Origin of the sequence: Staphylococcus debuckii, assembly GCF_003718735.1 — a bacterium.
Taxonomy (GTDB): Bacteria; Bacillota; Bacilli; order Staphylococcales; family Staphylococcaceae; genus Staphylococcus; species Staphylococcus debuckii.
In genome coordinates this window covers 2,257,815-2,284,291 of sequence record NZ_CP033460.1, presented here as the reverse complement: position 1 = coordinate 2,284,291, position 26,477 = coordinate 2,257,815, and the positions used below count along the sequence as shown (strand labels likewise).

General features: G+C 35.6%; 27 protein-coding genes. 15 read left to right on the top strand and 12 right to left on the bottom strand.

What is annotated here, in order from left to right; translation table 11 throughout:
- Window positions 1–53 precede the first annotated feature (53 nt).
- Together glpT and CNQ82_RS11095 are read right to left on the bottom strand one after the other, a co-directional pair.
- Window positions 54–1,409: a glycerol-3-phosphate transporter gene (glpT, locus tag CNQ82_RS11100; protein WP_123145295.1), complete on the bottom strand. Its 1,356-nt coding sequence runs from the start codon at window positions 1,407–1,409 to the stop codon at window positions 54–56.
- 183 nt (window positions 1,410–1,592) lie between these two features.
- On the bottom strand, window positions 1,593–2,129 hold the full coding sequence (locus CNQ82_RS11095) for a hypothetical protein (RefSeq protein WP_123145294.1): 537 nt from the start codon (window positions 2,127–2,129) through the stop codon (window positions 1,593–1,595).
- A gap of 218 nt (window positions 2,130–2,347) precedes the next feature.
- Between CNQ82_RS11095 and CNQ82_RS11090 the strand changes: the two genes are divergently transcribed.
- Both CNQ82_RS11090 and CNQ82_RS11085 read left to right on the top strand, forming a co-directional pair.
- A complete protein-coding gene (locus CNQ82_RS11090; protein WP_123145293.1) occupies window positions 2,348–2,983 on the top strand; it encodes an HAD family hydrolase in 636 nt (211 codons plus the stop codon).
- Between the two features lie 11 nt (window positions 2,984–2,994).
- Complete coding sequence (locus tag CNQ82_RS11085) at window positions 2,995–3,177, top strand: hypothetical protein (protein WP_095103878.1); 183 nt, start codon at window positions 2,995–2,997, stop codon at window positions 3,175–3,177.
- Window positions 3,178–3,293: 116 nt separating this feature from the next.
- On the opposite strand, the gene CNQ82_RS11080 is transcribed toward CNQ82_RS11085, so the two are convergent.
- The 3 genes from CNQ82_RS11080 to CNQ82_RS11070 form a co-directional block, all read right to left on the bottom strand.
- The gene (locus CNQ82_RS11080; protein ID WP_095103880.1) at window positions 3,294–3,476 is read right to left on the bottom strand and encodes a hypothetical protein; all 183 of its coding nucleotides are present in this window, start codon (window positions 3,474–3,476) and stop codon (window positions 3,294–3,296) included.
- The gene (locus CNQ82_RS11075) at window positions 3,473–3,826 is read right to left on the bottom strand and encodes a hypothetical protein (protein ID WP_123145292.1); all 354 of its coding nucleotides are present in this window, start codon (window positions 3,824–3,826) and stop codon (window positions 3,473–3,475) included. Before CNQ82_RS11075 ends, CNQ82_RS11080 begins: the two co-directional genes overlap by 4 nt.
- A gap of 66 nt (window positions 3,827–3,892) precedes the next feature.
- Entirely contained in the window at window positions 3,893–4,717 is an 825-nt protein-coding gene (locus CNQ82_RS11070; RefSeq protein WP_123145291.1) for a formate/nitrite transporter family protein, read from the bottom strand.
- A gap of 753 nt (window positions 4,718–5,470) precedes the next feature.
- Between CNQ82_RS11070 and CNQ82_RS11065 the strand changes: the two genes are divergently transcribed.
- Entirely contained in the window at window positions 5,471–6,862 is a 1,392-nt protein-coding gene (locus tag CNQ82_RS11065) for an amino acid permease (RefSeq protein WP_123145290.1), read from the top strand.
- A 258-nt stretch (window positions 6,863–7,120) separates the two neighbouring features.
- Here CNQ82_RS11065 and CNQ82_RS11060 read toward each other — a convergent pair whose 3' ends face one another.
- A complete protein-coding gene (locus CNQ82_RS11060; protein ID WP_123145289.1) occupies window positions 7,121–7,993 on the bottom strand; it encodes a MurR/RpiR family transcriptional regulator in 873 nt (290 codons plus the stop codon).
- 464 nt (window positions 7,994–8,457) lie between these two features.
- On the opposite strand from CNQ82_RS11060, the gene CNQ82_RS11055 reads away from it, so the two are divergent.
- Window positions 8,458–9,174 (top strand): CPBP family intramembrane glutamic endopeptidase, encoded by a 717-nt coding sequence (locus CNQ82_RS11055; RefSeq protein ID WP_123145288.1) that lies wholly within the window; start codon window positions 8,458–8,460, stop codon window positions 9,172–9,174.
- A 36-nt stretch (window positions 9,175–9,210) separates the two neighbouring features.
- Here CNQ82_RS11055 and CNQ82_RS11050 read toward each other — a convergent pair whose 3' ends face one another.
- Complete coding sequence (locus tag CNQ82_RS11050; RefSeq protein ID WP_123145287.1) at window positions 9,211–9,909, bottom strand: helix-turn-helix transcriptional regulator; 699 nt, start codon at window positions 9,907–9,909, stop codon at window positions 9,211–9,213.
- A gap of 399 nt (window positions 9,910–10,308) precedes the next feature.
- Between CNQ82_RS11050 and CNQ82_RS11045 the strand changes: the two genes are divergently transcribed.
- From CNQ82_RS11045 to CNQ82_RS11010, 8 genes are all read left to right on the top strand, one after another.
- On the top strand, window positions 10,309–11,118 hold the full coding sequence (locus CNQ82_RS11045; protein WP_123145286.1) for an inositol monophosphatase family protein: 810 nt from the start codon (window positions 10,309–10,311) through the stop codon (window positions 11,116–11,118).
- Between the two features lie 88 nt (window positions 11,119–11,206).
- Complete coding sequence (locus tag CNQ82_RS11040; protein ID WP_420876457.1) at window positions 11,207–12,163, top strand: LCP family glycopolymer transferase; 957 nt, start codon at window positions 11,207–11,209, stop codon at window positions 12,161–12,163.
- 118 nt (window positions 12,164–12,281) lie between these two features.
- The gene (locus CNQ82_RS11035; RefSeq protein ID WP_240624886.1) at window positions 12,282–12,578 is read left to right on the top strand and encodes a hypothetical protein; all 297 of its coding nucleotides are present in this window, start codon (window positions 12,282–12,284) and stop codon (window positions 12,576–12,578) included.
- Between the two features lie 565 nt (window positions 12,579–13,143).
- A complete protein-coding gene (fdhF, locus tag CNQ82_RS11030) occupies window positions 13,144–16,104 on the top strand; it encodes a formate dehydrogenase subunit alpha (protein ID WP_123145284.1) in 2,961 nt (986 codons plus the stop codon).
- The gene (locus CNQ82_RS11025) at window positions 16,097–16,570 is read left to right on the top strand and encodes a helical membrane plugin domain-containing protein (RefSeq protein WP_123145283.1); all 474 of its coding nucleotides are present in this window, start codon (window positions 16,097–16,099) and stop codon (window positions 16,568–16,570) included. Before fdhF ends, CNQ82_RS11025 begins: the two co-directional genes overlap by 8 nt.
- Before the next feature lie 201 nt (window positions 16,571–16,771).
- Window positions 16,772–17,017, top strand: coding sequence for a hypothetical protein (locus CNQ82_RS11020; protein ID WP_123145282.1), 246 nt, complete (start codon window positions 16,772–16,774; stop codon window positions 17,015–17,017).
- 22 nt (window positions 17,018–17,039) lie between these two features.
- On the top strand, window positions 17,040–17,819 hold the full coding sequence (locus tag CNQ82_RS11015) for an N-acetylglucosaminidase (RefSeq protein ID WP_123145281.1): 780 nt from the start codon (window positions 17,040–17,042) through the stop codon (window positions 17,817–17,819).
- Between the two features lie 103 nt (window positions 17,820–17,922).
- A complete protein-coding gene (locus tag CNQ82_RS11010) occupies window positions 17,923–19,047 on the top strand; it encodes an FAD-dependent monooxygenase (RefSeq protein ID WP_123145280.1) in 1,125 nt (374 codons plus the stop codon).
- Between the two features lie 81 nt (window positions 19,048–19,128).
- Here the strand turns inward: CNQ82_RS11010 and CNQ82_RS11005 are convergent, their stop codons facing one another.
- The 4 genes from CNQ82_RS11005 to CNQ82_RS10990 form a co-directional block, all read right to left on the bottom strand.
- The gene (locus CNQ82_RS11005; RefSeq protein ID WP_123145279.1) at window positions 19,129–20,100 is read right to left on the bottom strand and encodes a 2-hydroxyacid dehydrogenase family protein; all 972 of its coding nucleotides are present in this window, start codon (window positions 20,098–20,100) and stop codon (window positions 19,129–19,131) included.
- An 89-nt stretch (window positions 20,101–20,189) separates the two neighbouring features.
- On the bottom strand, window positions 20,190–20,504 hold the full coding sequence (locus CNQ82_RS11000) for a DMT family transporter (protein WP_123145278.1): 315 nt from the start codon (window positions 20,502–20,504) through the stop codon (window positions 20,190–20,192).
- On the bottom strand, window positions 20,504–20,836 hold the full coding sequence (locus CNQ82_RS10995) for a DMT family transporter (protein ID WP_095103912.1): 333 nt from the start codon (window positions 20,834–20,836) through the stop codon (window positions 20,504–20,506). The genes CNQ82_RS11000 and CNQ82_RS10995 overlap by 1 nt, the downstream gene beginning before the upstream one ends.
- 151 nt (window positions 20,837–20,987) lie before the next feature.
- Entirely contained in the window at window positions 20,988–21,368 is a 381-nt protein-coding gene (locus tag CNQ82_RS10990) for a DUF4870 domain-containing protein (protein WP_123145277.1), read from the bottom strand.
- A 445-nt stretch (window positions 21,369–21,813) separates the two neighbouring features.
- Here CNQ82_RS10990 and CNQ82_RS10985 point away from each other — a divergent pair, with 445 nt between their 5' ends.
- The 3 genes from CNQ82_RS10985 (at window position 21,814) to CNQ82_RS10975 (ending at window position 25,110) form a co-directional block, all read left to right on the top strand.
- Complete coding sequence (locus CNQ82_RS10985) at window positions 21,814–22,884, top strand: NAD/NADP-dependent octopine/nopaline dehydrogenase family protein (RefSeq protein ID WP_123145276.1); 1,071 nt, start codon at window positions 21,814–21,816, stop codon at window positions 22,882–22,884.
- Between the two features lie 22 nt (window positions 22,885–22,906).
- Window positions 22,907–24,325, top strand: coding sequence for a Na+/H+ antiporter NhaC (gene nhaC / locus CNQ82_RS10980; protein WP_123145275.1), 1,419 nt, complete (start codon window positions 22,907–22,909; stop codon window positions 24,323–24,325).
- Window positions 24,326–24,606: 281 nt separating this feature from the next.
- Window positions 24,607–25,110: a hypothetical protein gene (locus tag CNQ82_RS10975; RefSeq protein ID WP_095103920.1), complete on the top strand. Its 504-nt coding sequence runs from the start codon at window positions 24,607–24,609 to the stop codon at window positions 25,108–25,110.
- A gap of 143 nt (window positions 25,111–25,253) precedes the next feature.
- Here the strand turns inward: CNQ82_RS10975 and CNQ82_RS10970 are convergent, their stop codons facing one another.
- The gene (locus tag CNQ82_RS10970) at window positions 25,254–26,078 is read right to left on the bottom strand and encodes a CHAP domain-containing protein (protein WP_123145274.1); all 825 of its coding nucleotides are present in this window, start codon (window positions 26,076–26,078) and stop codon (window positions 25,254–25,256) included.
- Between the last annotated feature and the right edge of the window lie 399 nt (window positions 26,079–26,477).

Here is a 26,477-nt window from a genome sequence, read left to right as displayed (position 1 = left end):
AAAGAAGCGGTACGTCACTTTGTAGTGAACATGTACCGCTTCTTTTTTATAGATTAAACTGTTTCTTGACCACGTTTATTCCAAGTTAAGATGAAGCTCAACATTGCTAGTATACTGATAACGGTAAGCAACATGAAACCAACGTTCCATCCAAAATGATCAACGACAAATCCTAAGATAATATTCGCCATCACTGCACCGAACAAGTAACCGAATAATCCAGTGAGTCCAGCGGCTGTTCCGGCAGCTTTTTTCGGAACATAATCAAGTGCTTGCAACCCAATCAACATTACAGGGCCATAGATTAAGAAGCCGATTGCTACTAAGGAAAGATTGTCTATCCAAGGATGGCCGGCAGGGTTCAACCAATAGATAAGCACGAAAATCGTCACGCCTAACATGAAGAAGAATCCAGCAGGACCACGACGGCCTTTAAATAATTTATCTGACAGCCAACCGCACAGCAATGTACCAGGTATTCCGGCCCATTCATATAAGAAGTACGCCCAACCAGATGCTTTCATATCAAAATGTTTTTCCTCACTAAGATACACTGGTGCCCAATCTAGCACCCCATAACGTACGAAATAGACAAAGATGTTGGCAAAGGCAATCGCCCATACCCACTTATTGTTCAATACATATTTGAAGAGAATTTCTTTTGTAGTCAATTCAGTCTCCATGGTTTCTTTTGAAGCATTAGGATAATCATCGCGATAGACTTCAATAGGCGGAAGTCCTTGAGATTGCGGTGTATCCCTAACTAAGAAGAAAGTGATAATCGCAATCACAATCGCAAATAGGGCTGGATAAATAAAAGCACCTTCAAAGCCTTTTAAATAACCGAAATTATACATAGCAGTCATTGAAATTCCCCATGTGGCAATCGGTGCCATTAAACCGCCACCAACGTTGTGTGCGACGTTCCATAAAGCAGTCTTACTGCCACGCTCGCTGACACTATACCAATGGACTAAGACACGTCCGGACGGCGGCCAACCCATACCTTGGAACCAACCGTTCAAGAAGAGCATAATAAACATAATCAGTATGCTCGAAGTGAAGAAAGGCACAAACCCTAAGAGCAAGTTTACAATCGCTGTCAGTATTAAACCCAAACTTAGGAAAATCCTAGCATTACTACGGTCACTAACCATCCCCATTACAAATTTACTGAACCCATAAGCAATAGACACAGCAGATAACGCAATACCTAATTCTCCTTTGCTGAAGCCTTGATCAATTAAATCAGGCATCGCTAATGAAAAGTTCTTACGCAATAAATAATAGCCTGCATAACCGATAAAAATCCCTAAAAATACTTGTAACCTTAATTTTTTATATGTATGGTCCACTTCATCGCTCGGCAATGGTTGTCGAGGAGAAGGGGGTTTTAAAAAATTAAACATAGAAACGCCTCCTTTTTACAAAACATTAATATTATTTTAATATTAACTTTACAAAAAGACAACGCTTCCATTAAAAATAGTGAGGGAGGGTTAAAAATGACCTCAAAAGCGGTTAAAAGCACTTTTGAGGCCAATTAAGAACGATACATTTAATTTTGTTATACCCAATATAATCTTCCATTACTAAGAAATCGTACTGTGCTTATATTGAGAGACTTTCGGACGATAGTTTGCACCTAACACATCAATATTTTTCGTAGCTAAAGCATGAATTAATTTTGAAAGGACTTGAGGCGTACACGAAATATCAATATATTGAGAAGTTAAGATATAATTTATATCCTCTTGATGTGACATATATTGCATAATGTCGATAATTTTATCTTTGATAAAAACATCTTGCAAACCATCAATTTTTAATTTGAAATGCATCATCGCTTCAATATTTGAATCAGTTTGGAATATAAATTCTTTTTGAGATAATGGTAAGACTTGATAAATAGGATAGTTATGAAAACTTAGGAAACTGATAAAATAGGGCAGATTGCATTTCGGAATGTGTACTTTCAATACAAGCTGTTGGCGTATTTTCATAAACTCTGCTTGAACAGCTTGGCTGCTTTGAAGTTGCTTGCATATGGTGAGTAGGTGTCTGCGTTTTAGCCATGTCGATAAGTTTCCGATGTTAATAATAAATGTTTCATATTTATCTAAAAACATAGACGATTCCTCCAGAAGATGTAAGATGGATTTGATTTCAGAAGAGGTTATAATTAATATGTGCTGTTTCAAATTCATTTAAATTTTACCACGCTTTAATCAAAATTTCACTAGGACTTTAGGACGAACCTACGTAGAGAAAACAAAAACTTTTTCAGACTTCATAGAAATAAAATATGATAAGATGAAATTAAATTACAAGGAAGGAATAAATACATATGAATTACAGAGCTGTTGTATTTGATTTCGATGGAACAATTATAGATACTGAGCAACATTTATTCGAAACAATTAATCATTATTTAAAAATGTATGGAAAAACTCCTATTTCAATCGATTATTATCGTGCTTCTATTGGCGGCGCGGCTTCTGAATTACATGTCTATTTGGAAAATGAAATAGGTGTAGAAGCTACGGAAGCATTATATGAGTCTCATCATACACAAAGTGTCCACTTGCCGATGATTGATAATATCAATCATTTAATGGATATATTAGATAAGAAAAAGATTCCGATGGCAATAGCCACGAGCAGCAGTCGTTCTAATATTCAACCCACTTTAGATGCGTTAGGATTAACAGAACGTATTCCTGTAATTGTAGGTAGGGAAGATGTAGAAGAAGTCAAACCAGCACCTGACTTATATTTGAAAGCAGTACAAGAACTGAATTTCAATCCAGGCAGTTGTTTAGCAATTGAGGATTCGGTCAATGGTGCTACTGCTGCTGAACGTGCCGGGTTAGGCGTCATAGTCAATACGAATCCAATGACTTCCATTATGAATTTTGATGCTTTGCAATTAGTAGGAATGAATATGACTGCGGATCAAATTGACGCTGAATTTTTTAAATAGCAGGTGAACAAATGTTAATTCTATTCTTTTTAGCAGGCCCTATTATTATTGCAATCGGCAATTTAGTGTTAGGACCTATCTTTAATAAAAAGGTACCAATGAATGTGCGATTCAGAGCATTTATGGTAGGATCCACGATTTATCTTATTACTGCCTATCTTTGTTATATCTTAATTTTAAAAGGAAAGATGTAAGGGAGGGAGCGGGACTGGGACAAAATTTTGTTCTAGGTCCGCTTTTTTATAAAATTCAACTATAGCAGAAAAAAGGGTTAAGACATTCAAAATTGTCTCAACCCAGATAAATTCAATTATTTAGTTGCAAAATATAATCCTACAACGATTAATAAAAGTAATATTGCATCTATACCAATCATTAAAGCACGACGTGAAGTTGCTTCACCGTTTTCTTTTAAACGTTTATACATCATATAATTTGGTATCAAGTTTGCGATTAAAAGTATGATAACAATAACAATGAGTATAATTTTCATTCAGATTCTCCATTTCTGTCTTTTGATGATAGGTCCCAGAGAAATACTATGACTATACCGCAAATAACACCTGCACCTACTCCGATTTTCATATGTCCTGTGAGCTGACCAATTACAATACCGAGGATGACGGTAATAGGGAGGACAATACCGAATTTTATTTTTCTAGCTGGAGAAGTCAACGCGCTGAACATTGCAATATAACAAATTCCGAACGCTGCTGCAGCTACGATAGATAGCAATAAAGTATGCATCACAGTTTCATGACTGCCCATACGGTTCAGGAAGAAGAATAATGCTCCGAAGATAAACGTATATAAAATAGCGCGTGAGACAATTTGTTTAGTCAATTCTGACGTCTCCTTTCAACATGATTAGTCAAATTATAACACATCAATGGAAAGGACCTGTATAAATCATTCTTTTTCAAATTGATGATGATCATTCAAGAAAGCATAGAACAGACCAATGATAAGGTCGCCACCGATATAGTTGCCGATAAATGCTGCAATAACATTAAGCACTGCTGGCCAAAAATGTAAAACATCAACCTGATAGATAAGACCGCCAATAAATAGACAAGCGTTATAAACGACGTGTTCATAGCCCATAAATGCGAATACGGCTACGCCGAACATCATGACAAACATTTTAGCTAAAATATCGTCAATTTGCATGGCAATAACTAATGAAATATTAATAAAGAAGTTGGCGAAAATACCCTTAGCCAGTAATTCTAAGAAATTAGCTGTCATAGTTTTATGGTGAATGACTTCCGAAAGTTGTTTCAACATATCAGGTGTCATGCTGTCACTCATACGTAAGATTAAGAAGAAGACTAATGCGCCTAAGATATTACCTAGGAAGCAGAGCATGAATATTTTGAATACCCGCCAAGGTTTAATAACACGATAGTACATTCCTACTGTAAAATACATAAAGTTACTAGTTAATAATTCTGAGTTAGTAAACAAAATGAGTACCAATGCAAAGCTGAAGGCAATAGAGCCTATAATATTTACAACACCAGGACTTGCTTGACCTATTAAACTGGCTTTAATTGCAAGTACAAATACTGAAATGATACTAATAATAAAACCAGCCATCATCGCACGCAATAAATAACGGCGCATAAATGTCGCTTGCAGCACGTCTTTTGTTCGGATGGTTTCTACAACATCCTTAACCCACTGACGTCCATAAAATACCTTATCCCAACGGATATTCTTTTCACGATTCATCCTAAAAACTCCTTGTATATGAGAAGACAACTTCTCGATTTATGTAATAAGAGCAATTTCAACTTTTGCAATGCATTTATTATAATTGGAAAGTTCGTTTTTGTGAATACTTTCACAAATAACTTTTGAGTAATTTTGCTAATTATGTCCGAATCGTGAAAAATTTTAAATTAACTAATATTAAAGTAAGCAAATAAAGCTGATGCCAATTAATCAAGCAGATTTTCTCAAGAAATTGAGAAGTATAATAAAAAAGAAGGGAATCAATTTCAAGTGATAACAAACTATTATACTGAAAATTCAAAAAGTCAGATTGCATGTTAAACAAATTCCGTGCTATAATATCAAAATAATATGAAACTCTTATAAAAAGGATTGAAAATAATAAAAGTTCCGTAACGACAAGGATGGTTATTTTCATAACTTAAAGGATTCATTATTGTGATGAGTGCGATTTGCATGAAATACTATGATGACTGCATTTCTGTTTCATTGTAAATAAAATAATGAAAGCGCATACATAAAAGTGTAAATTTTATGTTTTAATCATAGAATTTTATAGTATAATTAGTCTCATTAGGCATAGGAGCTACTTTCGATATAAATAAGATATTTAGTTGATTTATTTTTCGCAATCTTCAGACATAAAAAGGGGAACCGGATAATAAGATAGCGATTGGAATTAATTCGGGGTTGAAATATCGAAATAAGACTGAGCCTGGAAATTTTGTTAAAGAGAAGGGGTATTTTCTAATGGAAGAAACTCAATTAAAACGGGGATTAAGCTCTAGACAGATACAAATGATCGCTTTAGGCGGCACAATCGGCGTAGGTTTGTTCATGGGTGCAACGAGCACAATTAAATGGACAGGGCCGTCAGTTATCTTTGCTTATCTGATTGTAGGTATATTTTTATTTTTAGTTATGCGAGCAATGGGAGAAATGGTTTATTTACATCCAACAACGGGTTCATTTGCAAACTTTGCAAGTGATTATATTCATCCGGTGGCTGGATATTTAACGGCTTGGAGCAACATTTTCCAATGGGTAGTTGTGGGTATGAGTGAAGTCATTGCGGTTGGGGAATACATGCGATATTGGTTCCCAGAATTACCGGAATGGATTCCAGGTGTGATTGTTATCGTTTTATTAGCAGGCGCGAACTTAGCTTCTGTTAAAGCTTTCGGAGAATTTGAATTCTGGTTTGCAATGATTAAAATTGTAACTATCATTTTAATGATTATTGCCGGATTTGGTTTAATTTTCTTCGGCCTAGGTAATGGTGGCCATGCAATTGGTTTTTCTAACTTATGGTCACACGGTGGATTTATGCCAAATGGCTGGGTCGGCTTCTTCTTTGCTTTATCTATTGTTGTAGGATCTTATCAAGGGGTAGAATTGATAGGGATTACAGCTGGAGAAACAAAAGATCCTCAAAAGAATATTAAAAAAGCAGTTAACGGTGTTATCTGGCGTATTTTGATTTTCTATATCGGTGCAATTTTTGTAATCGTGACAGTTTATCCTTGGGATCAACTTGGCAGTATCGGTAGCCCGTTTACACAAACATTTGCAAAAGTAGGTATTACATTTGCGGCTGGTTTAATCAACTTCGTAGTATTAACAGCAGCAATGTCTGGCTGTAACTCAGGTATCTTCAGTGCCAGCCGTATGATTTATACACTAGCGCAACATAAGCAATTACCGAAAGTTTTCTTGAAGGTTATGAAAAATGGTGTGCCTGTCTACACAGTATTAGCAATGGCTATCGGTATTTTTGTCGGTGTTATCTTGAATATTATTTTACCAATGTTTATCAAAGGTGCAGATAGTATTTTCGTATACGTGTATAGTGCATCTATTTTACCAGGTATGATTCCTTGGTTTATGATTTTAATCAGTCATATTCGTTTCCGCAGATTGCATCCTGAAGAAGTAGAAGGACATCCGTTTACAATGCCAGGAGGCGTTGCGGCAAGTTATTTAACAATTGCTTTCTTATTATTAGTATTAGTAGGTATGTTATTTAATAAGGAAACAGTAGTATCTGTAGTTATCGGTTTAATTTTCTTAGCCTTTATGACAGCTTATTACTTTGTTAGAGGTTATGATAGATTGCCTAAGGAAGATCAATATTTAGAATAAGATTTGAAATGAAAGCTGGGACAATGTTTTGTCTCAGCTTTTGTTGTTTATGTAGCTTTTGGCGAAAGTGTCGAGGCTCGGCCACGTCGCCTAGACACTTCCCAAATTTTCTCTCCCGCTGTCCAAAATGCAACAAAATCCTGTCCGCCTTCCGCTCTTTTTCACAAGATTTTTTTCATCTAAAGTCCATACATGAATAATTTAAAAATCTGCAAAATAAAGAACGAGCTGAGATCTAATTAATAATCTCAGCTCGCTTTAATGTTCAAATTCTATATTTGATAAATGTTTTTTATAGTTATTCAAAGCCATCTTAGATTGTGTAACTAAGTCTAGTGAATTTGAAAAGTCTAATGAAAGATAGCGGTAATAGAGCACATTAATCATGAAGAGTTGTGCAGTAAGTGAAGTGGTAGCAGCCATGCGCACTTCGCTTTCATCTGTTTCTCCATAAATTAAATCGACATCAGTATATTGTGTAATCGGATTATCTTTCTTTCCCATAAGAGAAATCAAAAATAGATGATAATCAGAGGCCACACGAGTTATCGCTTCTAATTCATTGTGTTCTCCGCTGTTTGAAATAATGAAAAGGCAGTCTCTAGCATCGTGTGTAGCGATGATATTAATTAACGTATGCACACTTTCAATACAATGTGCGTCAATTCCTACACGAGATAGTTTTTGAAATAAATCTCTCGCTGCTACATATGAGGCACCGAAACCAAAAATAAAAACAGTGCGTGCTTGTTTTAATTGCATGCAGACTTTATCAATGTCAGCTTCATTTACTTCATCTGAAACTTTGCATAAAGTTTGAGTAGTTCGAGACAGCATTTTACGTTTAATAGTCTCTAAAGATTCATTTGCCTGTAGTTCTAATTGACGAGGTTGCGTCCGTGCTGACATATACTTTGAAACTTCGGTTTTTAATTCCTGAAATCCGCCGTCAGTAACCTTATAACCAAAGCGCACTACAGATGAAGGACTTGTATTGGTTCGATTTGCAAGTGTATGCGTGGTCATATCCAAAATCTGTTGAGGACGGCGTAGAATGTAATCTGCAATTTTCTTTTCACTTTTCGTAAACGAAGGATATTTAGATTCTAATTTAAATAAAATATTTGTCATAAAAATCACCTGCTCTACGGATTCTCTAATGCATGTAAACAAAATTGTGATGAATGCATAGATAGCAGTAAACAAAATCCCATAACCAAGTTGATAGAAAATGTGGTTTATTCTGCACTTTCATATCGAGTAAGTCGGATATTCTCCCGGTATCTCAACTTACAACTTGATAAACTTAATTGTTCCTAGTGTACTACACGTTATGAAGTTAGACAATTGTGAATTTTGAAGTGTTTCTATAATTATTATACCTGTCTCATATAAAGCTGAAACTTTTACTTATGTATCCCAGTCCTCGTATTTTTATCATTATTACTTGATTACTTGTTTATAGATGTTCAAGGCGAGAGAACCATCGTCGGTTATGATTCTCCTTGTCTGAAAATATTTGTGCTTAAAATACAGGTAGAATATAATATATTAATAACGTTATATAGAATTGAAATTTGAATTAGGGGGCCATTATGGTTTTAAGAAAAGATAAACCCGCATGGAGAGACTTATGGTTGGTGCCTATCGCTCTTGTTGGCATATTTGTGTGTTCAGCAATAGAAATGCTTATAGCTTTAAACTTCCATGCTCCATTTAATGAAGATACACTCAACGGCGTAGGTGCGCTTGGACAAATGTTGAGTTACATAATTGTATTAATTGTTTTCTATTATTTTCATTACCAAGAAATGCCGGAAAGGTTGCGCGCAGGATGGCATTACGTAAGGAAACGTTGGTTATTTTTATTAATTACGCTCCTTGTAGTCATGGGGGTTGAAACATTATATAACCAATTAATGTCCATGTTGCCAGAAGGTATCGGATTTAAGGAAACGCAAAATGAAGAAAGCTTGGCTTCTCTGTTTAAAAATCCAGCATTTCTTCCATTCAGTTTCTTATTTGTGGTGATTCTAGCACCAGTAGTTGAAGAACTGTTTTTTAGAAATGTAATTATCGGAGAGCTAGGAAAGAAATTCAATTATATAGTGATGGGCATCATTTCTGCACTAGCTTTTGCAGCGATGCATGTTATAGGAGCTGCTTCTCCATTTGAATTTGGTTCCTACTTTATTATCGCAGTTGCACTTGTACTTGTTTATTTTAAATCTGGTAAAAGTACAGCCGCTACTATTTTTATCCATCTCGGAAATAATTTAGTTTCTTTCTTAATGACTGTATTTTTCAGTTGAAAGGAAAAATTCATATCTATAAAAAAATCCAACTGATCAATTGGCAGAATCAGTTGGATTTAAAAATTTCTGGTAGTTATAAATAGAAATATCGTGAGTTTTTACGGTTTTTTGGAAAGAATACGAAATGTCTTTGATATCAGTAATAGCAATTTCTTTCGTTATGCCACGGCCGATATCAAATATCACAACATGCCAATCGGCTTTTCGGCAAATTAATCCGATAAAGATGACATTTTCTTTTTCTAAGTTTCCTTGCAACTCATACTCCACTAACATGACATTGCGTTCCGCACAATAAATTAGTAAGTCTGAAAAAGTATGGGGCAGTGCAGTATGAGGATTAGATTCAAATTTGATGTAGCGATTCATGCGCTTTAAAATCCGTCTGATATGGGTGGCTGGTTGATTCAAACATTTCTTAATAAGTTGCTGTATTTCTGCATGGTAGGGCAACTTTGTATAGGATTGACTTTCATTTAAAGTCATAAATAAAGCAAGCATCTGTTCTTCGGTGAGCTCCAGTTTAATAGGTGAATGATCTGGTTGGATACGATAACCGCCTAAAGCGCCTTGCTTTGCGATAATTTGTACACCTTGTTTTTCAAGGTCTTGAATATCACGTAATATAGTACGCTTAGAAACTTCTAGTTTTTTCGCAAGTTGCATAGCAGTGAGTTGATCGTTGGATTCTATAAAGTGAATTAATTTATTTTGACGTTCAACTTTATTCATTGATGCCACCTCCCATATATTACATATTACAATGATTATATCATATTTAGTATTATTTGATATTTATTCGCAAAAAAATGCTGAAAAGTACAAAAAAATTAAAGTAAACGCTTACATTAATTGAAAAGATGTGATACACTTTTAATAGTAACTAGGAGATAGCACTTAGTAACAAAGGGGTAATAATAAATCATAGTCGTGTGATTTATTAAAAATGTGCAAATCACTAGTTAATTAACATCTTCAATATTATTACTTACTTTCCTTTCTATGCCGACTAGTATTGCTAGTCGGTTTTTTAAATGCACAAAAAATTTAAATTTTATTAACGTTTTTCTAGAATTACATGCTAAAATAACAATAATACATAAATTAATAAATTGATTTGAGGTGTATAGTTTGAATAAAACAGAACGTATCCATCTTGATAAAGCAATCAGACAATGGCTAACAGGGTTAGATGAGATTATCCCGGAACTCATTCATAATATGCGTACGGAGACCAAAGCGAATCAATTTGATTTGGTCACAAACGTTGACCGTATCATTCAAGATAAATTTGAAATATTTTTAGAGACACATTATCCTGAACACCAATTATTTGCTGAAGAAAAGAATAATGATTTGATAGATGCTAAACATGGTGATGTATGGATTATGGATCCTATCGATGGAACAGCTAATTTAGTAAAACAGCAAACAGATTATTGCATTATTCTTTCCTATTTTTCAGAAGGAGAACCTCAATTGTCGTATATCTATGATTATCCTCATAAAGTACTGTATAAAGCAATTAGAGGTATGGGTGCATTTGAAAATGAGGTGATGATGTCTACAGTTAAAGCACAAGATATTAAGGACATGATTTTATCTTATAATATGTATGTTCTAAATGAGCAAACTATAGAAGATTTGAAAGCTGCAGCATTTAGTTATCGTTTAATCGGTTCTTGCGGTTTAGATTCAGTCAGAGTAATTAAAGGACAATTCGGAGCACACATTAATACGAACTCTAAACCTTGGGATATTTCAGCGCAGTTTCTTTTTGCTGAAGAATTAGGTTTGAAAATGACTAACCTAGAAGGTGGACCTATCGATTTTGCGGAAGCGGGACCCTTTATCATCAGTAATCCAGGTTGTCATGAAACTATATTACAGATTTTGAATCAAAAAGGCGGGTATCAAACTAATTTTGTGAATAAGACTTAAGTATCATGTTTTATAAAATTAGTTATAATATAATGAGTTTATTAAGAAAGCTAGATTTGCAGAAAGCTGAATTGTGAGGAGTGGTTGGGTGAGAAGGTCAGAAGATCCTAAGAGAAAAATGGGAACTGTTCCCAAGGTATTGTTATGGGCATTTGGTATTTTAGTATTATTGGCTGTGATTGCAGCAATCTATTTAGCATTTAAAATTTTTGCGGTGGGCGGCAGTATACATAACCCATTAGACAGAAATAAGTCAGAGTTGAGAAAAGAGAAAGTAGATTTAAATAAAGGCCAACCTTTCTCAATCGCTTTATTTGGTGTGGACTCTGATGCTCAAAGAAAAAGTGAAGGTGACGGAGAACGTTCAGATTCAATTATGGTCTTATCTGTCAATCCAGATAAGAAGACTACAGAAATTGTAAGTATTCCACGTGATACGCAAGCTAAAATAGTCGGCAGAGGTACAACTGAGAAGATTAACCATGCCTACGCTTATGGCGGCCCGAATATGGCAGTAAAATCTTTAGAAAAATTATTGAATGTGCCGATTGATCATTATGCTACAGTCGATATGGATGGCATGCATGGCATGGTAGACGCATTAGGTGGGGTCGATGTAGTAAGTAATGCGACTTTCAGTACAGATGGTTATAACTTTGTAAAAGGCGAAAAAACGCATTTAGATGGCGATAAAGCACTTGCTTTTATCCGTTCTCGTAAAGAGGAAGGCGCTGGTGGAGACTTTGGACGCCAAGAACGTCAGCAATTAGTTTTGAAAGGCATTGCTAATGAATTGACTGGTGTAAAATCAATTACAAACTTCAACGGAGTAACAGATGAAATTCAGAAAAACGTTAAAACTGATTTGACGTTAGGAGAATTGAACACAGTTCGCTCTAAATACAAAGATGCGAATGAACATGTGAGACGTCATCAATTACAAGGTAGCGGCGGCATCCAAGACGATGGTTTGTATTACTTTGTACCTGATCAATCTTCTTTAGAAAATATGACTGAGTTGTTAAAATCTAATTTAGATTTATAAGAAAAAGCCAAATTTCAGGAATTTCCTGGAATTTGGTTATTTTTTACTCTAAAAGTTAAAATGATATATAAATAATAATGGAAATTTAGGGTATTACGAAGGAAGAGGGGGAATAACGATGACAAATCATGATGAAAACAAAGTAAATGAAGAAGAAGTACAAGATGTTTCAGAAATGGTAGATGAAGGCGGATTAGGTGCAGATACCTATTATAAAATTCATGAATTTCAAAAAAATGGCGGCTCTGTTGAGGTAGGACTTGATCAATTTAAGCTTAGAGTCAGCGAATATAATGACTTGGATTTAGTCAATTCATTAATCGCTCATGCAGACGCTAATCATAATGAAACAGAATTTGATGATGCTATTAATGTTTTAAAACAAGAAATTTTAGGCAGATTACATGATAAATAAAATGATAGCTGAGGCATTACTTTTGCCTCAGCTTTCTTAATGAAACCTTCTTTCAGCCACTCAATATACCGCTTAATTATTCTGAAAAGTTAGTTTTTCAGCACATTATTATAAAAAGAGTAAAAAGTAATTGTTAATTGGTTTAATATATCAACTTTTGAGCAAATATATAAGTATAGGACTTAACATTCAAGAGTAAAAGTACTAGTATTAGAGGTAAGACTATTTTTTTTATTGCGTGGGGCAAAAAAGATTTAGTCTTCAAATATTTACGGATAATATATAAAAGAAGAGGTTAATAAATAGCGTTGGATTTTCAGAGTGATTTAGCTCTGAAGAAAGTGCTATATAATAACATGTCAGGTTATCAGTTCATTAATTCAGTATGTTGCAGTATGACTGCTTATGTATTACATAATTTGAGCTGCTACAAGCTTTATAAATGAATTAACTGTAACTTTTTTCAGAATGATACTAACCCTCATCAATAGAATCAAACTGAAACATGTCCAATTGTATAGAACTTAAATGTATTTATCGGACCTCAGAATATAGGGGTGATTATATGCAAGAACATCTTGTCATCACTTTAGATGGAAAAGACTATCTTGTGGAACCAGGAACAAATCTTCTTGCCTTCATTAAGTCGCAAGAAACATTTGTACCGTCAATCTGTTATAACGAATCGCTAGGACCGATTCAAACATGTGATACGTGTGCAGTGGAAATTGACGGAAAAATCGAGCGCGCATGTGGTACAACAATTGATCGTCCGATGGTTGTCAACACAACAAACAGCGATGTTAAAGCCAGCCAAAAAGAAGCGTTAGACCGCATCTTAGAAAAACACATTCTGTATTGTACAGTTTGTGACTATAACAACGGTGACTGTGATATCCATAATACAATGGATGAATGGGGTGTTGAGGAACAATCATACGAATATAAACCGAAGCCATATGAAAAAGACTTTGGTCCGTTTTATCGTTATGATCCAAACCAATGTATCCTTTGCGGACGTTGTGTAGAAGTTTGTCAAGACGTTCAAGTTAATGAAACATTATCTATTGACTGGGAACGTGAACAACCAAGAGTTATCTGGGATAACGATGTACCAATTAATGAATCATCATGTGTTAACTGTGGTCAATGTGCAACAGTTTGTCCATGTAATGCCATGATGGAAAATAAAATGGTTGGTAATGCAGGTTATATGACTGACATCGAACCTGGATCTTTAGCAGATATGATTGAATTGACTAAAGAAGCAGAACCAGGTTACGGCCTATTAATGGGTGTATCAAACGGCGAATCTGCAATGCGTAACGAATATATGTCTAAAACGAAAACAGTATGTACGTACTGTGGTGTGGGATGTACTTTTGATGTTTGGACTAAAGGTCGCGAAATCCTTAAAGTTCAACCTCAACACGATTCACCTGCTAACCGAGTTTCAACTTGTATCAAAGGTAAATTCGGTTGGGACTTCGTCAACTCTGAAGAGCGTTTAACAAGACCGCTTGTTCGTAAGGGTGACGAATTCGTAGAAGTAGAATGGGATGAAGCATTAAATGTTATCAGCGACAACTTCCGTCGTATTAAAGAGGAAAAAGGCGCAGATGCATTATCATTCATCGCATCTTCAAAAGGTACTATTGAAGAATCATATTTAATGCAAAAACTTGCTCGACAAGTTATCGGTACTAACAACGTGGATAACTGTTCACGTTATTGCCAAGCACCAGCAACAAAAGGTCTATTCAGAACAGTAGGTCACGGTGGTGACTCAGGTTCAAGTGACGACCTTATGCATTCAGACATGGTAGTCTTGGTAGGTACTAACACAGCAGAAGCGCATCCAGTTATCGCTTCTAAAATCAAACGCGGACACAAATTATACGGTAATAAACTTGTAGTATTTGATATCCGCCGTCACGAAATGGCAGAACGTGCTGACTACTTCTATCAACCTAAACCAGGTACTGACTTAGCTTGGATGTCAGCAGTAACTAAATATATCATTGATAATGACATGCACGATAAAGCCTTTATCGATGAATGGGTTGACCATTTCGATGACTATTACAAATCATTAGCACCATTCACTATGGAATTTGCTGAGGAAACTACAGGTATTGCAAAAGAAGATCTTATTGAATTTGCACATAACGTTGTGGCAGCAGAAGGCGTAAGTATCTGTTGGGCAATGGGTGTTACACAACAAGATATCGGTAGTGACACAAGTACAGCAATCTCTAACTTATTGCTTGTTACAGGTAACTACAGAAAACCTGGTTGCGGTGCTTATCCATTACGTGGACATAACAACGTACAAGGTTGTAGTGATGCTGGTAGTATGCCGGATAAATTCCCTGGTTACCAAGGTGTTGAAGATGACGAAGTACGTGCGAAATTTGAAAAAGCTTACGGCGTAGCATTACCGCCTAAAGCAGGTCGTGACAACCATCAAATGATGGAAGGTATTCATAACGATGAAATTTCTGCAATGTACATTTACGGTGAAGATACTGGTATCGTAGATGCTAATATCAACTTCGTACAATCTGCTTTAGAAAAAGTTGATTTCTTAGTCGTACAAGATGCGTTCTTAACACAAACAGCACGTTTTGCGAACGTCGTATTACCTGCAAGTCCTTCACTTGAAAAAGAAGGTACATTTGCGAATACAGAACGTCGTATCCAACGTCTCTATCAAGTTATGGAACCACTTGGCGAATCTAAACCTGACTGGCAAATCATGCAAATGATTGCTAACAAAATGGGCTTTGACTGGAACTATTCACATCCAAGTGAAATCATGGATGAAATGGCCAGCTTAACACCAACATTTGCAGGTGTAACTTATGAACGCTTAGAAGGTTTCAAATCATTGCAATGGCCAGTTGCTCCAGATGGTACAGATGAACCGACATTATATCTTGGAGGATTCAACTTCCCTAATAAACGTGCGAAATTGTATCCATTAACATTCGATAACTTCTTCAAACAAGACGAAGAATATGACTTGCATGTTAACAACGGTCGTTTATTAGAACACTTCCATGAAGGTAATATGACTTACCACGTTCCTGGTATTAAATACAAAGTACCTAACGTTTATGTGGAAATTTCTCCAGAACTTGCAGAACACCGCGGTGTTCATGAAGGTGGCGAAGTTAAATTAGTTTCATCAACAGGTGAAGTTAAATTAATGGTTCACGTTACTGACCGTGTTAAAGGGAATGAAATCTATATTCCGTTGAACAATGATGCGGAACAAGATGGTACATTAGGTGCAGTCAACATGTTGACTAATAGTGATGTCGATAAAGATACAGATACACCATCTTACAAACGTACAGCTTGCCGTATGGAAGTTATCACACGCCGAGGCAGATCACCATTGAATCCTGCCAACTTCCGTGTAGATACAGAACGTAATCCGCAATACAGTGTTCAAGTTCAGAAAAAATGGGCACGTCCAGACTACGTGGTCCCAGGAAATCAGGTGAGACACGATGGCTGAAAACATTAGAAAAATTAAACGAATGGAAATCCCACCCGAAAAGCAAAAAGCAGATGATCTTGCAGAGGTAACAGACGCTATTGCTGAAAATAAAGACGTGATTATCAAAGCAATCCGTTTAATGAAAGTGCTGGACGATGCTAAAATTTTAGATGCATCTATCGGTGCTGTAGAAAGCCGCGGATTTATTACTGGTAAATTTACGAAAGAGCTGAGAAAAGAACAATACACTGGTGTATTAAATAACTTAGCTCCATTAGTATTTATGATTGGTAAATTGAATGTACCTAACTTGGAAGATATGTTAATGAAAGTTAACAAAGGATTGGAAAATGCCAATCAAGCAAGTCCAAATCAACGTACAACAGTCGGCAGCTTAGTCGGATTATTGAAAGACGAAGATGCCAACAGAAGTATTACTTACTTCTTAAATATCTTAAAAGGTATGTCACGCGAAGAGGGATAATCCATAACCTTTTCAGAAAGCCAGGGGCTGGAACCATTCATTTGTTCCAGCCCTTGCTTATTCTAATCAGCTTTGCCGGGGCGTGGAGATGAAATAATTTTAATCCATGTTATTTCTGTCTCCGCTCCTTATACATAGTATGCTAAAATTTAGGAATGAAGTAATTTTAATGAAGATATTATTCACAGAAAGAAGGTGGAGATGATTAACCCGAATCTGTTAAAGGGCTTAGCTATTGTATCCAATATATTTGTTGTAGTTGGTTTTATCTTATTAATTATGATGAAGCTCGTCTTAGCGATTACCATGTTCGCCGTTGCTATTACTATCAGCTTGATGATATTCAATGTTTTATTTCGTGACAGAACAGGAATGAAAATAGTTGTAAATATATCATTTGTGATTGTAATCGGAGTCATTATACTAGCATACTTCTTGCTAAAATAAATAAACTTGAGAGGTACAAGGCATGAGTCGTACATTTAAGAAAAGGTTTTTAATCATTTTGATAAGTGTGATTATAGCTGTATTTGCCATACTGATGATTATTAATGAAACGAATTTATTCAAACATGATCAGACACATACCTTCGATGAGGCTGTTCAAGCACAAACTGGTGAAGGCATGTTGAATACCAAAGAAGATAATGGACGTTTTGTCAATGCATCTAAAGAAGATGTGCGTCGTGCAATGACTATTAAAAAGCACAATCATAATATTAATTATATGGATATATCAGAGAAGGTACCGATGGATAAAAAAGAAGTCAACCAAATTTTAAAAGGCAAAGGTATCTTTGAAAATAAAGGCTCTACTTTTTTGAAAGCGCAAGATCAATATGGAGTGAATGTACTTTACTTAATTAGTCATGCTCTGATAGAAACAGGAAATGGCCGATCAGATTTAGCTAAAGGTATACCTTATAAAGGTAAGCATTATTATAACTTCTATGGTATTGGAGCTTTCGATGAAAACGCATTGAAACATGGCCATAGTTATGCGAAACAGCAAAAATGGACTTCTCCAGAAAAAGCAATTATGGGCGGCGCTTCATTTGTACGAAAAGAATACTTTGATAAAGAACAACTGTCTCTTTATCAAATGCGCTGGAATCCCAAGAATCCTGGTCAACACCAGTATGCAAGTGACATTGACTGGGATACTAAAATAGCAAGTGTAATGGACCATTATTACCAAAAATACGGAATTAAAAAGGACCATATTCGTAAAAATTATTATAAGCAATAACTTTAAAAGAGGGCGGCACCCTCTTTTTTTACGGATATAGTATTGATAGCAAAAAGAGGGAATATGATAAAATAAAGATAACGCAAAAATGAGGTGTTGAGATATGAAAATAGCAATCGTAGGTGGCGGAATAGGTGGCTTAACAGCTGCTGCGCTCCTTAATGAAAACGACAATGAGATACATGTATTTGAACAGCATGCTAAGATTGAAGAAGTAGGTGCTGGCATTGGTATCGGGGGAAATGTACTAGACAAGCTAGGAAATCATGATTTAGCTAAAGGTATCAAAAATGCAGGACAAGTTATAAACGAGTTAGAATTTCTAGATGATCATGGCAACGTCTTAAATAAGGCTTTGTTAAAAAAAGGGACAATCAATTTAACGCTCCCACGTCAGACGCTGCTTGATATTATTAAATCATATGTTCCTGCAGAAGCTATTCATACAGATAGTAAAATAACGCGTATCGAACAAAACAGCTCTAAAGTGACATTAACAGCAGAAAATGGTTCGCAAGCAGATTTTGATTTGTGTATTGGAGCAGATGGATTGCATTCTATTATACGTCAACAATTGGATCCTAAAGCTACAGTCAACTACCAAGGATATACAGTGTTCGGAGGGATGGTAGAAGATGTACGATTATCAGATCCGCATACTGCTAAAGAATATTGGGGACCTAAAGGACGCATCGGAATTGTACCTATGTTGAATAATCAAGCCTATTGGTTTATTTCGGTAAATGCTAAACAAGGAGATCCTAAATTAAATGATTTCACTAAGCCGTATATTCAAGCTTATTATAATCATTATCCAAATGAGGTGCGCCGAATTTTTGACCAAACGAGTGAAACTGGAATTTTGCATCATGATATCTTTGATTTAACACCGTTGAAAACATTCGTATACGGCCGTACATTATTATTAGGTGATGCAGCGCATGCTACGACACCTAATTTAGGCCAAGGTGCTGGCCAAGCCATGGAAGATGCTATCGTCTTAGCCAATTGTTTAAAAGCTTATGATTTCAGAGAAGCTTTAGCAAGATATGATCAATTGCGAGTTAAACACACAGCCAAGGTGATTAAGAAATCCAGAAAAATCGGTAAACAAGCACAAATGTCTAATGGCTTATTGGTAGGTTTGAGAAATACTATTATGAAACGTCTGCCATCTAAATTGCTCAGTAATCAAGTGAAATTTATTTATAAAACAAAAGAACAATAAGCTGAGTAAGCACGGAAGAAAACAAGGGTTAGGACATCATCATTTTGTCCTAACCCTTCTTAATGCTTAAACAGCTGTCATTTATTTTTCAACATCATTTACAATATATTTTGGTGCTTGATCTTCTTTAAGCACAACGACCGTATTATCTGCCACAATCTTGGCCATTCCATCGCGTGCTTCAAATGTAGCATTACCGATATGCGGTGTAATCACGACGTTATCTAATGACTTCAAATCGTCGTTGATTTCAGGTTCGAATTCATAAACGTCTAATGCCGCACCTTCAATATCTTTATTTTTTAAAGCATCTGCAAGCGCTTGTTCATTGACGATAGGTCCTCTAGCTGCATTGATCAGATAAGCTGTATCTTTCATTTTCTTGAATTGTTCTGTATCGAACATATGATGCAGTTCTGGTTTATAAGCTGCATTAATCGTAATGAAATCAGCTTTCTCTAACATCGTATCTAAATCAACATATTTAACACCTAAATTACGTTCTTTATCTTCTTTACGATGAGGACCTGTATAAAGAACGTCCATATCGAATGCTTTAGCACGTTTAGCTACTGCTGAGCCGATAGCGCCTAGTCCGACGATACCGATTGTTTTGCCAGAAACTTCACGTCCTCTGAAGAATAAAGGTGCCCAACCATCAAAGCCTTTGGTACGAGATAATTGGTCTCCTTCTGGAATACGACGTGCTACAGCAAGTACAAGTGCAAATGTTAATTCTGCAGTAGAGCGTGTTGAAACTTCTGGAGTATTTGTTACATATATTCCTTTTTCTTTCGCAAAATCAATATCGACGTTATTGAAACCAGCGCCATAGTTGGCAATAATTTTAAGGTTCTTTCCGCTTTCAATAACTGCTTTGTCTACGTTAGTAGAAAGAATACTGATTAATGCATCGGCATCTTCTACACGTTCTTTCAACGTATCTTGATCCACTACTCCTGGACCGTCATACATATCAACTTCAATTTGGTGTTTCTCTAAGATGTCCAATCCAATTTGAGGGATAGGACCTGCAATAAATACCTTTGTCATTCAAACCACTCCTTTTCCGACTTCTTATCTCAAGTATATTAAAAGGACGGAAAAGACACAAAGAATACACAAGATGTTTTGTGATATCGTTACGAAATCAGTTTGAGACCGACTGCTGAAACCACTATGAGACCAATACAGATGATGCGCCAAATATTTTTAGATTCATTATAAAAAATCATACTGATTAAAGTGCCGCCGCCAGTACCGATACCTGTCCAAATGGCATAAGCAGTTCCCATAGGTATATCTCTCATCGCTAAGGAAAGAATACTGAAACTGAAAATAAAAGCGATGCCTAAGTATAAGATAAAGATTTTTTTGCCAGTACGGTTGAGCTCATTCAACAATATGACACCAATAATTTCGAAGCAACCAGCAATTAATAAATAGATCCAAGCCATCAGGAAGTTCCCTCACTTTCTTCATTATCTGTTGAAAGTTTCAATCCTAAAATGCCGATCAGCAATAAGATGAGCAGAAAGAGCTTTGTAAAGCTGAATGGGTCTCCATAAACGGCCATATCTAAAATCACTGTTCCAACCGTGCCGATGCCCACAAAGATAGCATAAGCGGTTCCGACCGGTAAGGTTTTGCATGCTGAAATTACGAGCGCGAAGCTTAAAGCAATCATTATCAAAGTGACACCCCAACTGAGAATGGAGTCGGCATTTTTTATACAATTGACCCAGATAATTTCAACGATGCCAGCTAAAATTACTTTTACCCAGCGCACATTTCTCCCTCCTCAATTTAAATTTACAAGCACTCTATATTCTCTCAAATTTATATGCAACTTACAATATTTGAGTTTCTGTTCTAGTTAGCGGTCGTCAGTACACAGAATAGGAGTTGGAACTTCATATCGTTCCAACCCCTTTGAATTATTATTTGAAAAAAGGAATAGATAGTGGAATTAAATAATCTTCGCCATTGTAAGCTTTGACGGCTGCAATAATAGTAAAAACAAAAGACATAATAGCTATAACAGCCATTGTAATAAATCCAACTAATACGATCATCAAAACTATAGAAATAACAGTCCATATGGCATAAGAAATTGCTGAATAGAAGTAATTTTTACCCGCTCTATTTACAAACTCAGATTCAGAACCTTTAAGCAACCAAATGATTAAAGGACCGATAATGGAAGTAAAAAAACTTAAGATATAAATCAAACTGGCAAAGAGACGTTCATCTTGTGTAGGAAACTGTTCATATTTTTCAACTTCATCGTAAACAGGTTCAAATTCTGGATTAGTGGTCATAGTAATAAGCCTCCTATATTCAACTTGTTACATTAAATATATCAATAATGCTTTAGAAATGACATCTGTTTTCGATACTTTTGATGAATATGTGAGTTAAAAATACAGAGTTAAGAGGATTGTTGAAGTTATATGAAAGAGCAAATTATTAGTTTTCAAAAAGAGCTGCTAGACAACAAAATTATATTTTATTATTTGCTTAGGCATGTTACGATACCTATAACATATTATTTATACAGCGATAGAAACTGTTGTGACAATGGGGTAAACGCTTACAGAATATTTCCTTGAAGAATCAGCAGTTTCTAAATTTTAAGTATAGGCTATATAAATATGTACATATGTTTCACTTCTATTTGAGGGACCGTTTATATCTTTATCTTCGGTAATAAAGCATATAACGGTCTCTTCTACTCATGATAATTTATAGGAAGAAGGTTGAGTTATGAAAATTGCAATTGTAGGTTCAGGGAATGGGGCAGTAACAGCAGCCGTAGATATGACCAATCAAGGTCATGAGGTTAAACTTTATTGTCGTAATGCCTCAATCGAAAAATTCGATAAAGCAATCGAACAAGGTGGCTTTCACTTTCATAATGAAGGCGAAGAAAGCTTTGTCAACTTTACACAAGTCAGTGATGATATCGAAGAAGTAATTTCAGATGCAGAAATTATTCAAGTCATTATTCCATCAACATTCATTGAATATTATGCACGCATCATGGCACCTTTCATTAATGAAAATCAGATTGTGTTCTTTAACATGGCTGCAGCTATGGGCTCTGCTCGTTTTATCAATGTATTAGAAGATGAACACATTGAAGTACGTCCTCATTTTGCTGAAGTAAATTCTTTAACATATGGGACACGTGTAGATTTCGATAATGCAGTCGTAGATTTATCATTGAATGTTAAAAAATTATACTTCTCTTCATTTTACCAAGATCAATTAAGCGATGACTTCGAAAAGGTTGAAAAAATTTATCCAAGTATTGTCAAAGAAGAAAATTTATGGAAAACCAATCTTGAAAACGGAAACCCTGAAGTGCATCCTGGTCCAACTTTATTAAATGTTGGCCGTATTGATTATTCAGGTGATTTCTCATTGTATAAAGAAGGGATCACTAAACATACTGTACGTCTATTGCACGCAGTTGAATTAGAGAGACTGTCTTTAGGACGCCGTTTAGGCTTCGAATTGCAAACTGCAAAGGAAGCACGTATTCAACGCGGATACTTAGAACGAAATGATGAAGATGAACCGTTAAATCGTTTATTTAATGAAAGTCCAGTATTCTCACAAATTCCGGGTCCTAATAAAGTTAAGAACCGTTATTTGACAGAAGATATTGCGTATGGATTAGTACTTTGGTCAAGTTTAGGGCGTGAAATAGGGGTTGAAACGCCTAATATTGATGCAATTATCGTCATTGCTTCAACTATCTTAGAACGTGATTTCTTTGAAGAAGGTTTAACAATTGATGAATTAGGACGTGAAAAAATCGGATTAGATTAAAAGTAAACAGGGGGGAATGGATATGAAGCGAAAACCAACTTTATTAGAAGCGGCTTCTACCATCATTGTAATGATGATTCTGGTAATAGTAGGGTTTGTAGTCTTTGGTATTCCAGTGCAACCGCTTCTCATCTTATCAGCTGCCTATGCAGCCGTTATCGCATGGCGAGTAGGTCTACGTTGGAAAGACTTAGAAGAAGGGATTACTGAAAGATTAGGGACAGCAATGCCTACCATTTATATTATTTTATGCGTAGGAATTATCGTTGGAACATGGATGTATTCTGGTACTGTACCAGCTTTAATCTATTATGGATTAAAATTATTGAATCCAAATTACTTTTTAGTTTCAGCATTTATTATTTCCGCTATTACATCAATGGCAACAGGAACAGCATGGGGGTCTGCATCTACAGCAGGAATTGCATTAATTGCGATTGCCCATCAATTAAATATTGATGCAGGGATGGCAGCTGGTGCAATTATCGCTGGAGCAGTATTCGGAGATAAATTATCACCGTTATCAGATACAACAAACTTAGCGGCTATGGTAACTAACGTCAATATTTTCTCGCATATCAAAGCGATGCTCTGGACCACGATACCTGCTTCATTAGTAGGGATTGTAGTGTGGTTCTTTGCAGGAATGAGTCATAAATCAGGCGCAGATAAGAGCCAAATCAATGCTTTGTTACATCAAATTGAAGGTGTATATCACTTGAATTTGAGTGTATGGATTCCGGCTATAGTAATCATCGCTTGTTTATTATTCCGATTCTCTACTGTGCCGGCGATGTTAGTATCAAGTGTTGCAGCGATACTTGTTGGCACATTTAACCATCATTTCAAACTTGCTGACGGCTTTAAAGCAGCATTTGATGGATTTAAACCAGATATGATTACCCATAATATCCATCTGAATGAAAAAGCATCAACCTTACTCGCACAAGGCGGTATGATGAGCATGACACAAGTTATTGTGACGATTTTCTGTGGTTATGCCTTTGCTGGTATAGTTGAAAAGTCAGGTTGTTTAACCGTAATGTTAGATACTATCAAAGATAAAGTGAGATCACCAGGTACTTTAATTTTAGTTACGATTGTTTCTGGTTTAATTATGGTATTAGCTGCTGGGGTTGCTTCAGTAGTAATTATCGTAGTAGGGATGCTACTTTATGATATGTATGATGAAATGCATTTATCAAGAACTAATCTTTCACGAACACTGGAAGATTCAGGTACAATGATTATTCCATTAATTCCATGGGGCACTTCAGGTATTTATTATACGCAACAACTCGGGGTAGATGTTTATTCTTACTTCATTTGGACAGTGCCATGTTACTTATGTATCGTATTTGCTTTATTTTATGCCTTTACCGGCTGGACAATCAAAAAAGTGAAATCACCAGAAGAAACACATTATACGCAGCATGGTTAAGATAAATTAATATCTACCCATATCAGCACTTGCATGATCAAGAAATTTGATGATGTAAGTGTTTTTTATTTTTAAAAAGAAATTCAGGAAAGAGAATTAAATGAGTACGTACAAATAAAATTTTAGGAAGCGGGTATAACTAAACAATGGTGGTAATACAATTGTAGTTATCAGAGAAGGATTAATTGCATTTCCAAATCATTATTTATTAAATAAAATTACTGATTATGTTTAGTCGTCGGTAGACACGGATATAATTATAGTATGAATGAGGTGGTTCCATGTTATATGTAGTAATACTTGTAGCGATATTACTATTGTGTCTAGGAATTCATCGATACTTCAATTTAGATAATTTAACTTTAAAATATCCTTCTATTATCTATTTAGTTATCAGCTTTATATTGTACTTTGTAGCGATTTTGCAATATAGAGTTGATTCTAATATGTCGGAATTTTTAGCACACGAAACACTTGTGACAACGATATTCGGACTATTGATATTTTGGACTTTATCCCAAATGAATAAAACTAAGGATACTGTCGTTTATACTATTATCATCGTTCTTGCTTCAATTGGAGCAGTACTGACAAATAGCCCGCAATTCGGCTTGAATGCCACTATGGAAATGCTAATCGTACGTTTAGTACTGACAACAGCATTAGCCATAGGTCTAGGTGGATATGTATTATACAGACAGTTGAAGAAACCTGTTTCTGAAAGCTTTCCATTACTCTATATCCTAGCATTTGCTTATTGGATAATGGTAGCCTTTTGGATGTGACACAACTTATCAGACAAGTATATGAATAAAATAAATAAAGCCGACAGCTTAGTATCTTGAACTAAACTGCCGGCTATTATTGTGCCTATAAAAAGACCGGCTGATACATCTATTATCAACCGGTCGAATATTAATATTTAAAATTAGTGAATGTAGTTGTATCCAGCTGCTTGGCTAGCTGAGATAGTACGTGAAGTTACAACACCAGGGCCGTGGCCATAGTTCATTTCAGAAACGCGAACTGAACCGTTGCTGTTAACACCTTCAACGTAAGCTACGTGACCATAAGCACCTTGGCTAGTTTGCATGATAGCACCTGTTGCAGGGCTGTTATTTACTGTGTAACCAGCTGCTGCTGCTGCGTTAGCCCAGTTATTAGCATTGCCCCAAGTTGAACCTACTTTACCGCCTGAACGATCAAATGCGTAGTAAGTACATTGACCAGAAGTGTAGTAGTTAGCACCACTTGAAGCACGGTTAGCCATTGTGCTGTAGTTTGAAGATTGTTTAGGTGCTGAAGTTGTAGTTACATGAACGTTGTTATCAGATGTTGAGTAAGTAGCACCCATTCCACCAGTACGTGGTGTAGAACCTGCGTTATTATTGTTATAGCTAGTGTAATTGCTGTAGTTATTGTTAGCTGTGTTGTAGTTGCTGTAGCTATTGTTATTGTTGTAATTATTGTAGCTAGTGTAGTTGTTGCTAGCATTGTTATTGCTGTAACCATTGTTGTATTTAGCGTATGTTGAGTAGTCATTGTTGTAACGGTTGTCTTGGTTCCAGTTACCTTTCCAAGAATAGTGGTAGTTACCTTGTTGGTCGATTGTATATGAGTAGCTGTATGAGTAAGGATCGTTAGGGTTGTATCCATTATTGTTTTCAGCTGCATCTGCATCGTGATGAGATAAAGTTAAAGCTGCGATTCCAGTTCCTAAAGTAGCGATTGTAGTTGTAGCGATTTTATTCATAATTAAATATCCTCCTAAAGATAAATAAGCTAATTGTTTTAATTTTAGTATTAAATCTCGTGTCTATATTTACATTACTTTAAATTACTTAATTGCGTTTTTTTTACTTCTCTTAACGACAAGACTTACTTTACCAAAAAATTTTGGGTTTGTGTGCGTTGTTATCATTTTGTAATTTAGTTCTAATAATTAAATACTTGCATGTAATAACCATCTACTTTGTGGTCGTTGGCTTAAATACCGATGTTATAGCGTTTTTAACAATATTAATCACATGTAAATATCGACTATGTTACAACGTTGTAATTTAACAGAAAAATTAAAAATATTGATTTTGCCTTTTTAAATAGTGATTAGTCTAATTTTTAGCGTATTTATATATATATAAAATCGAAATTT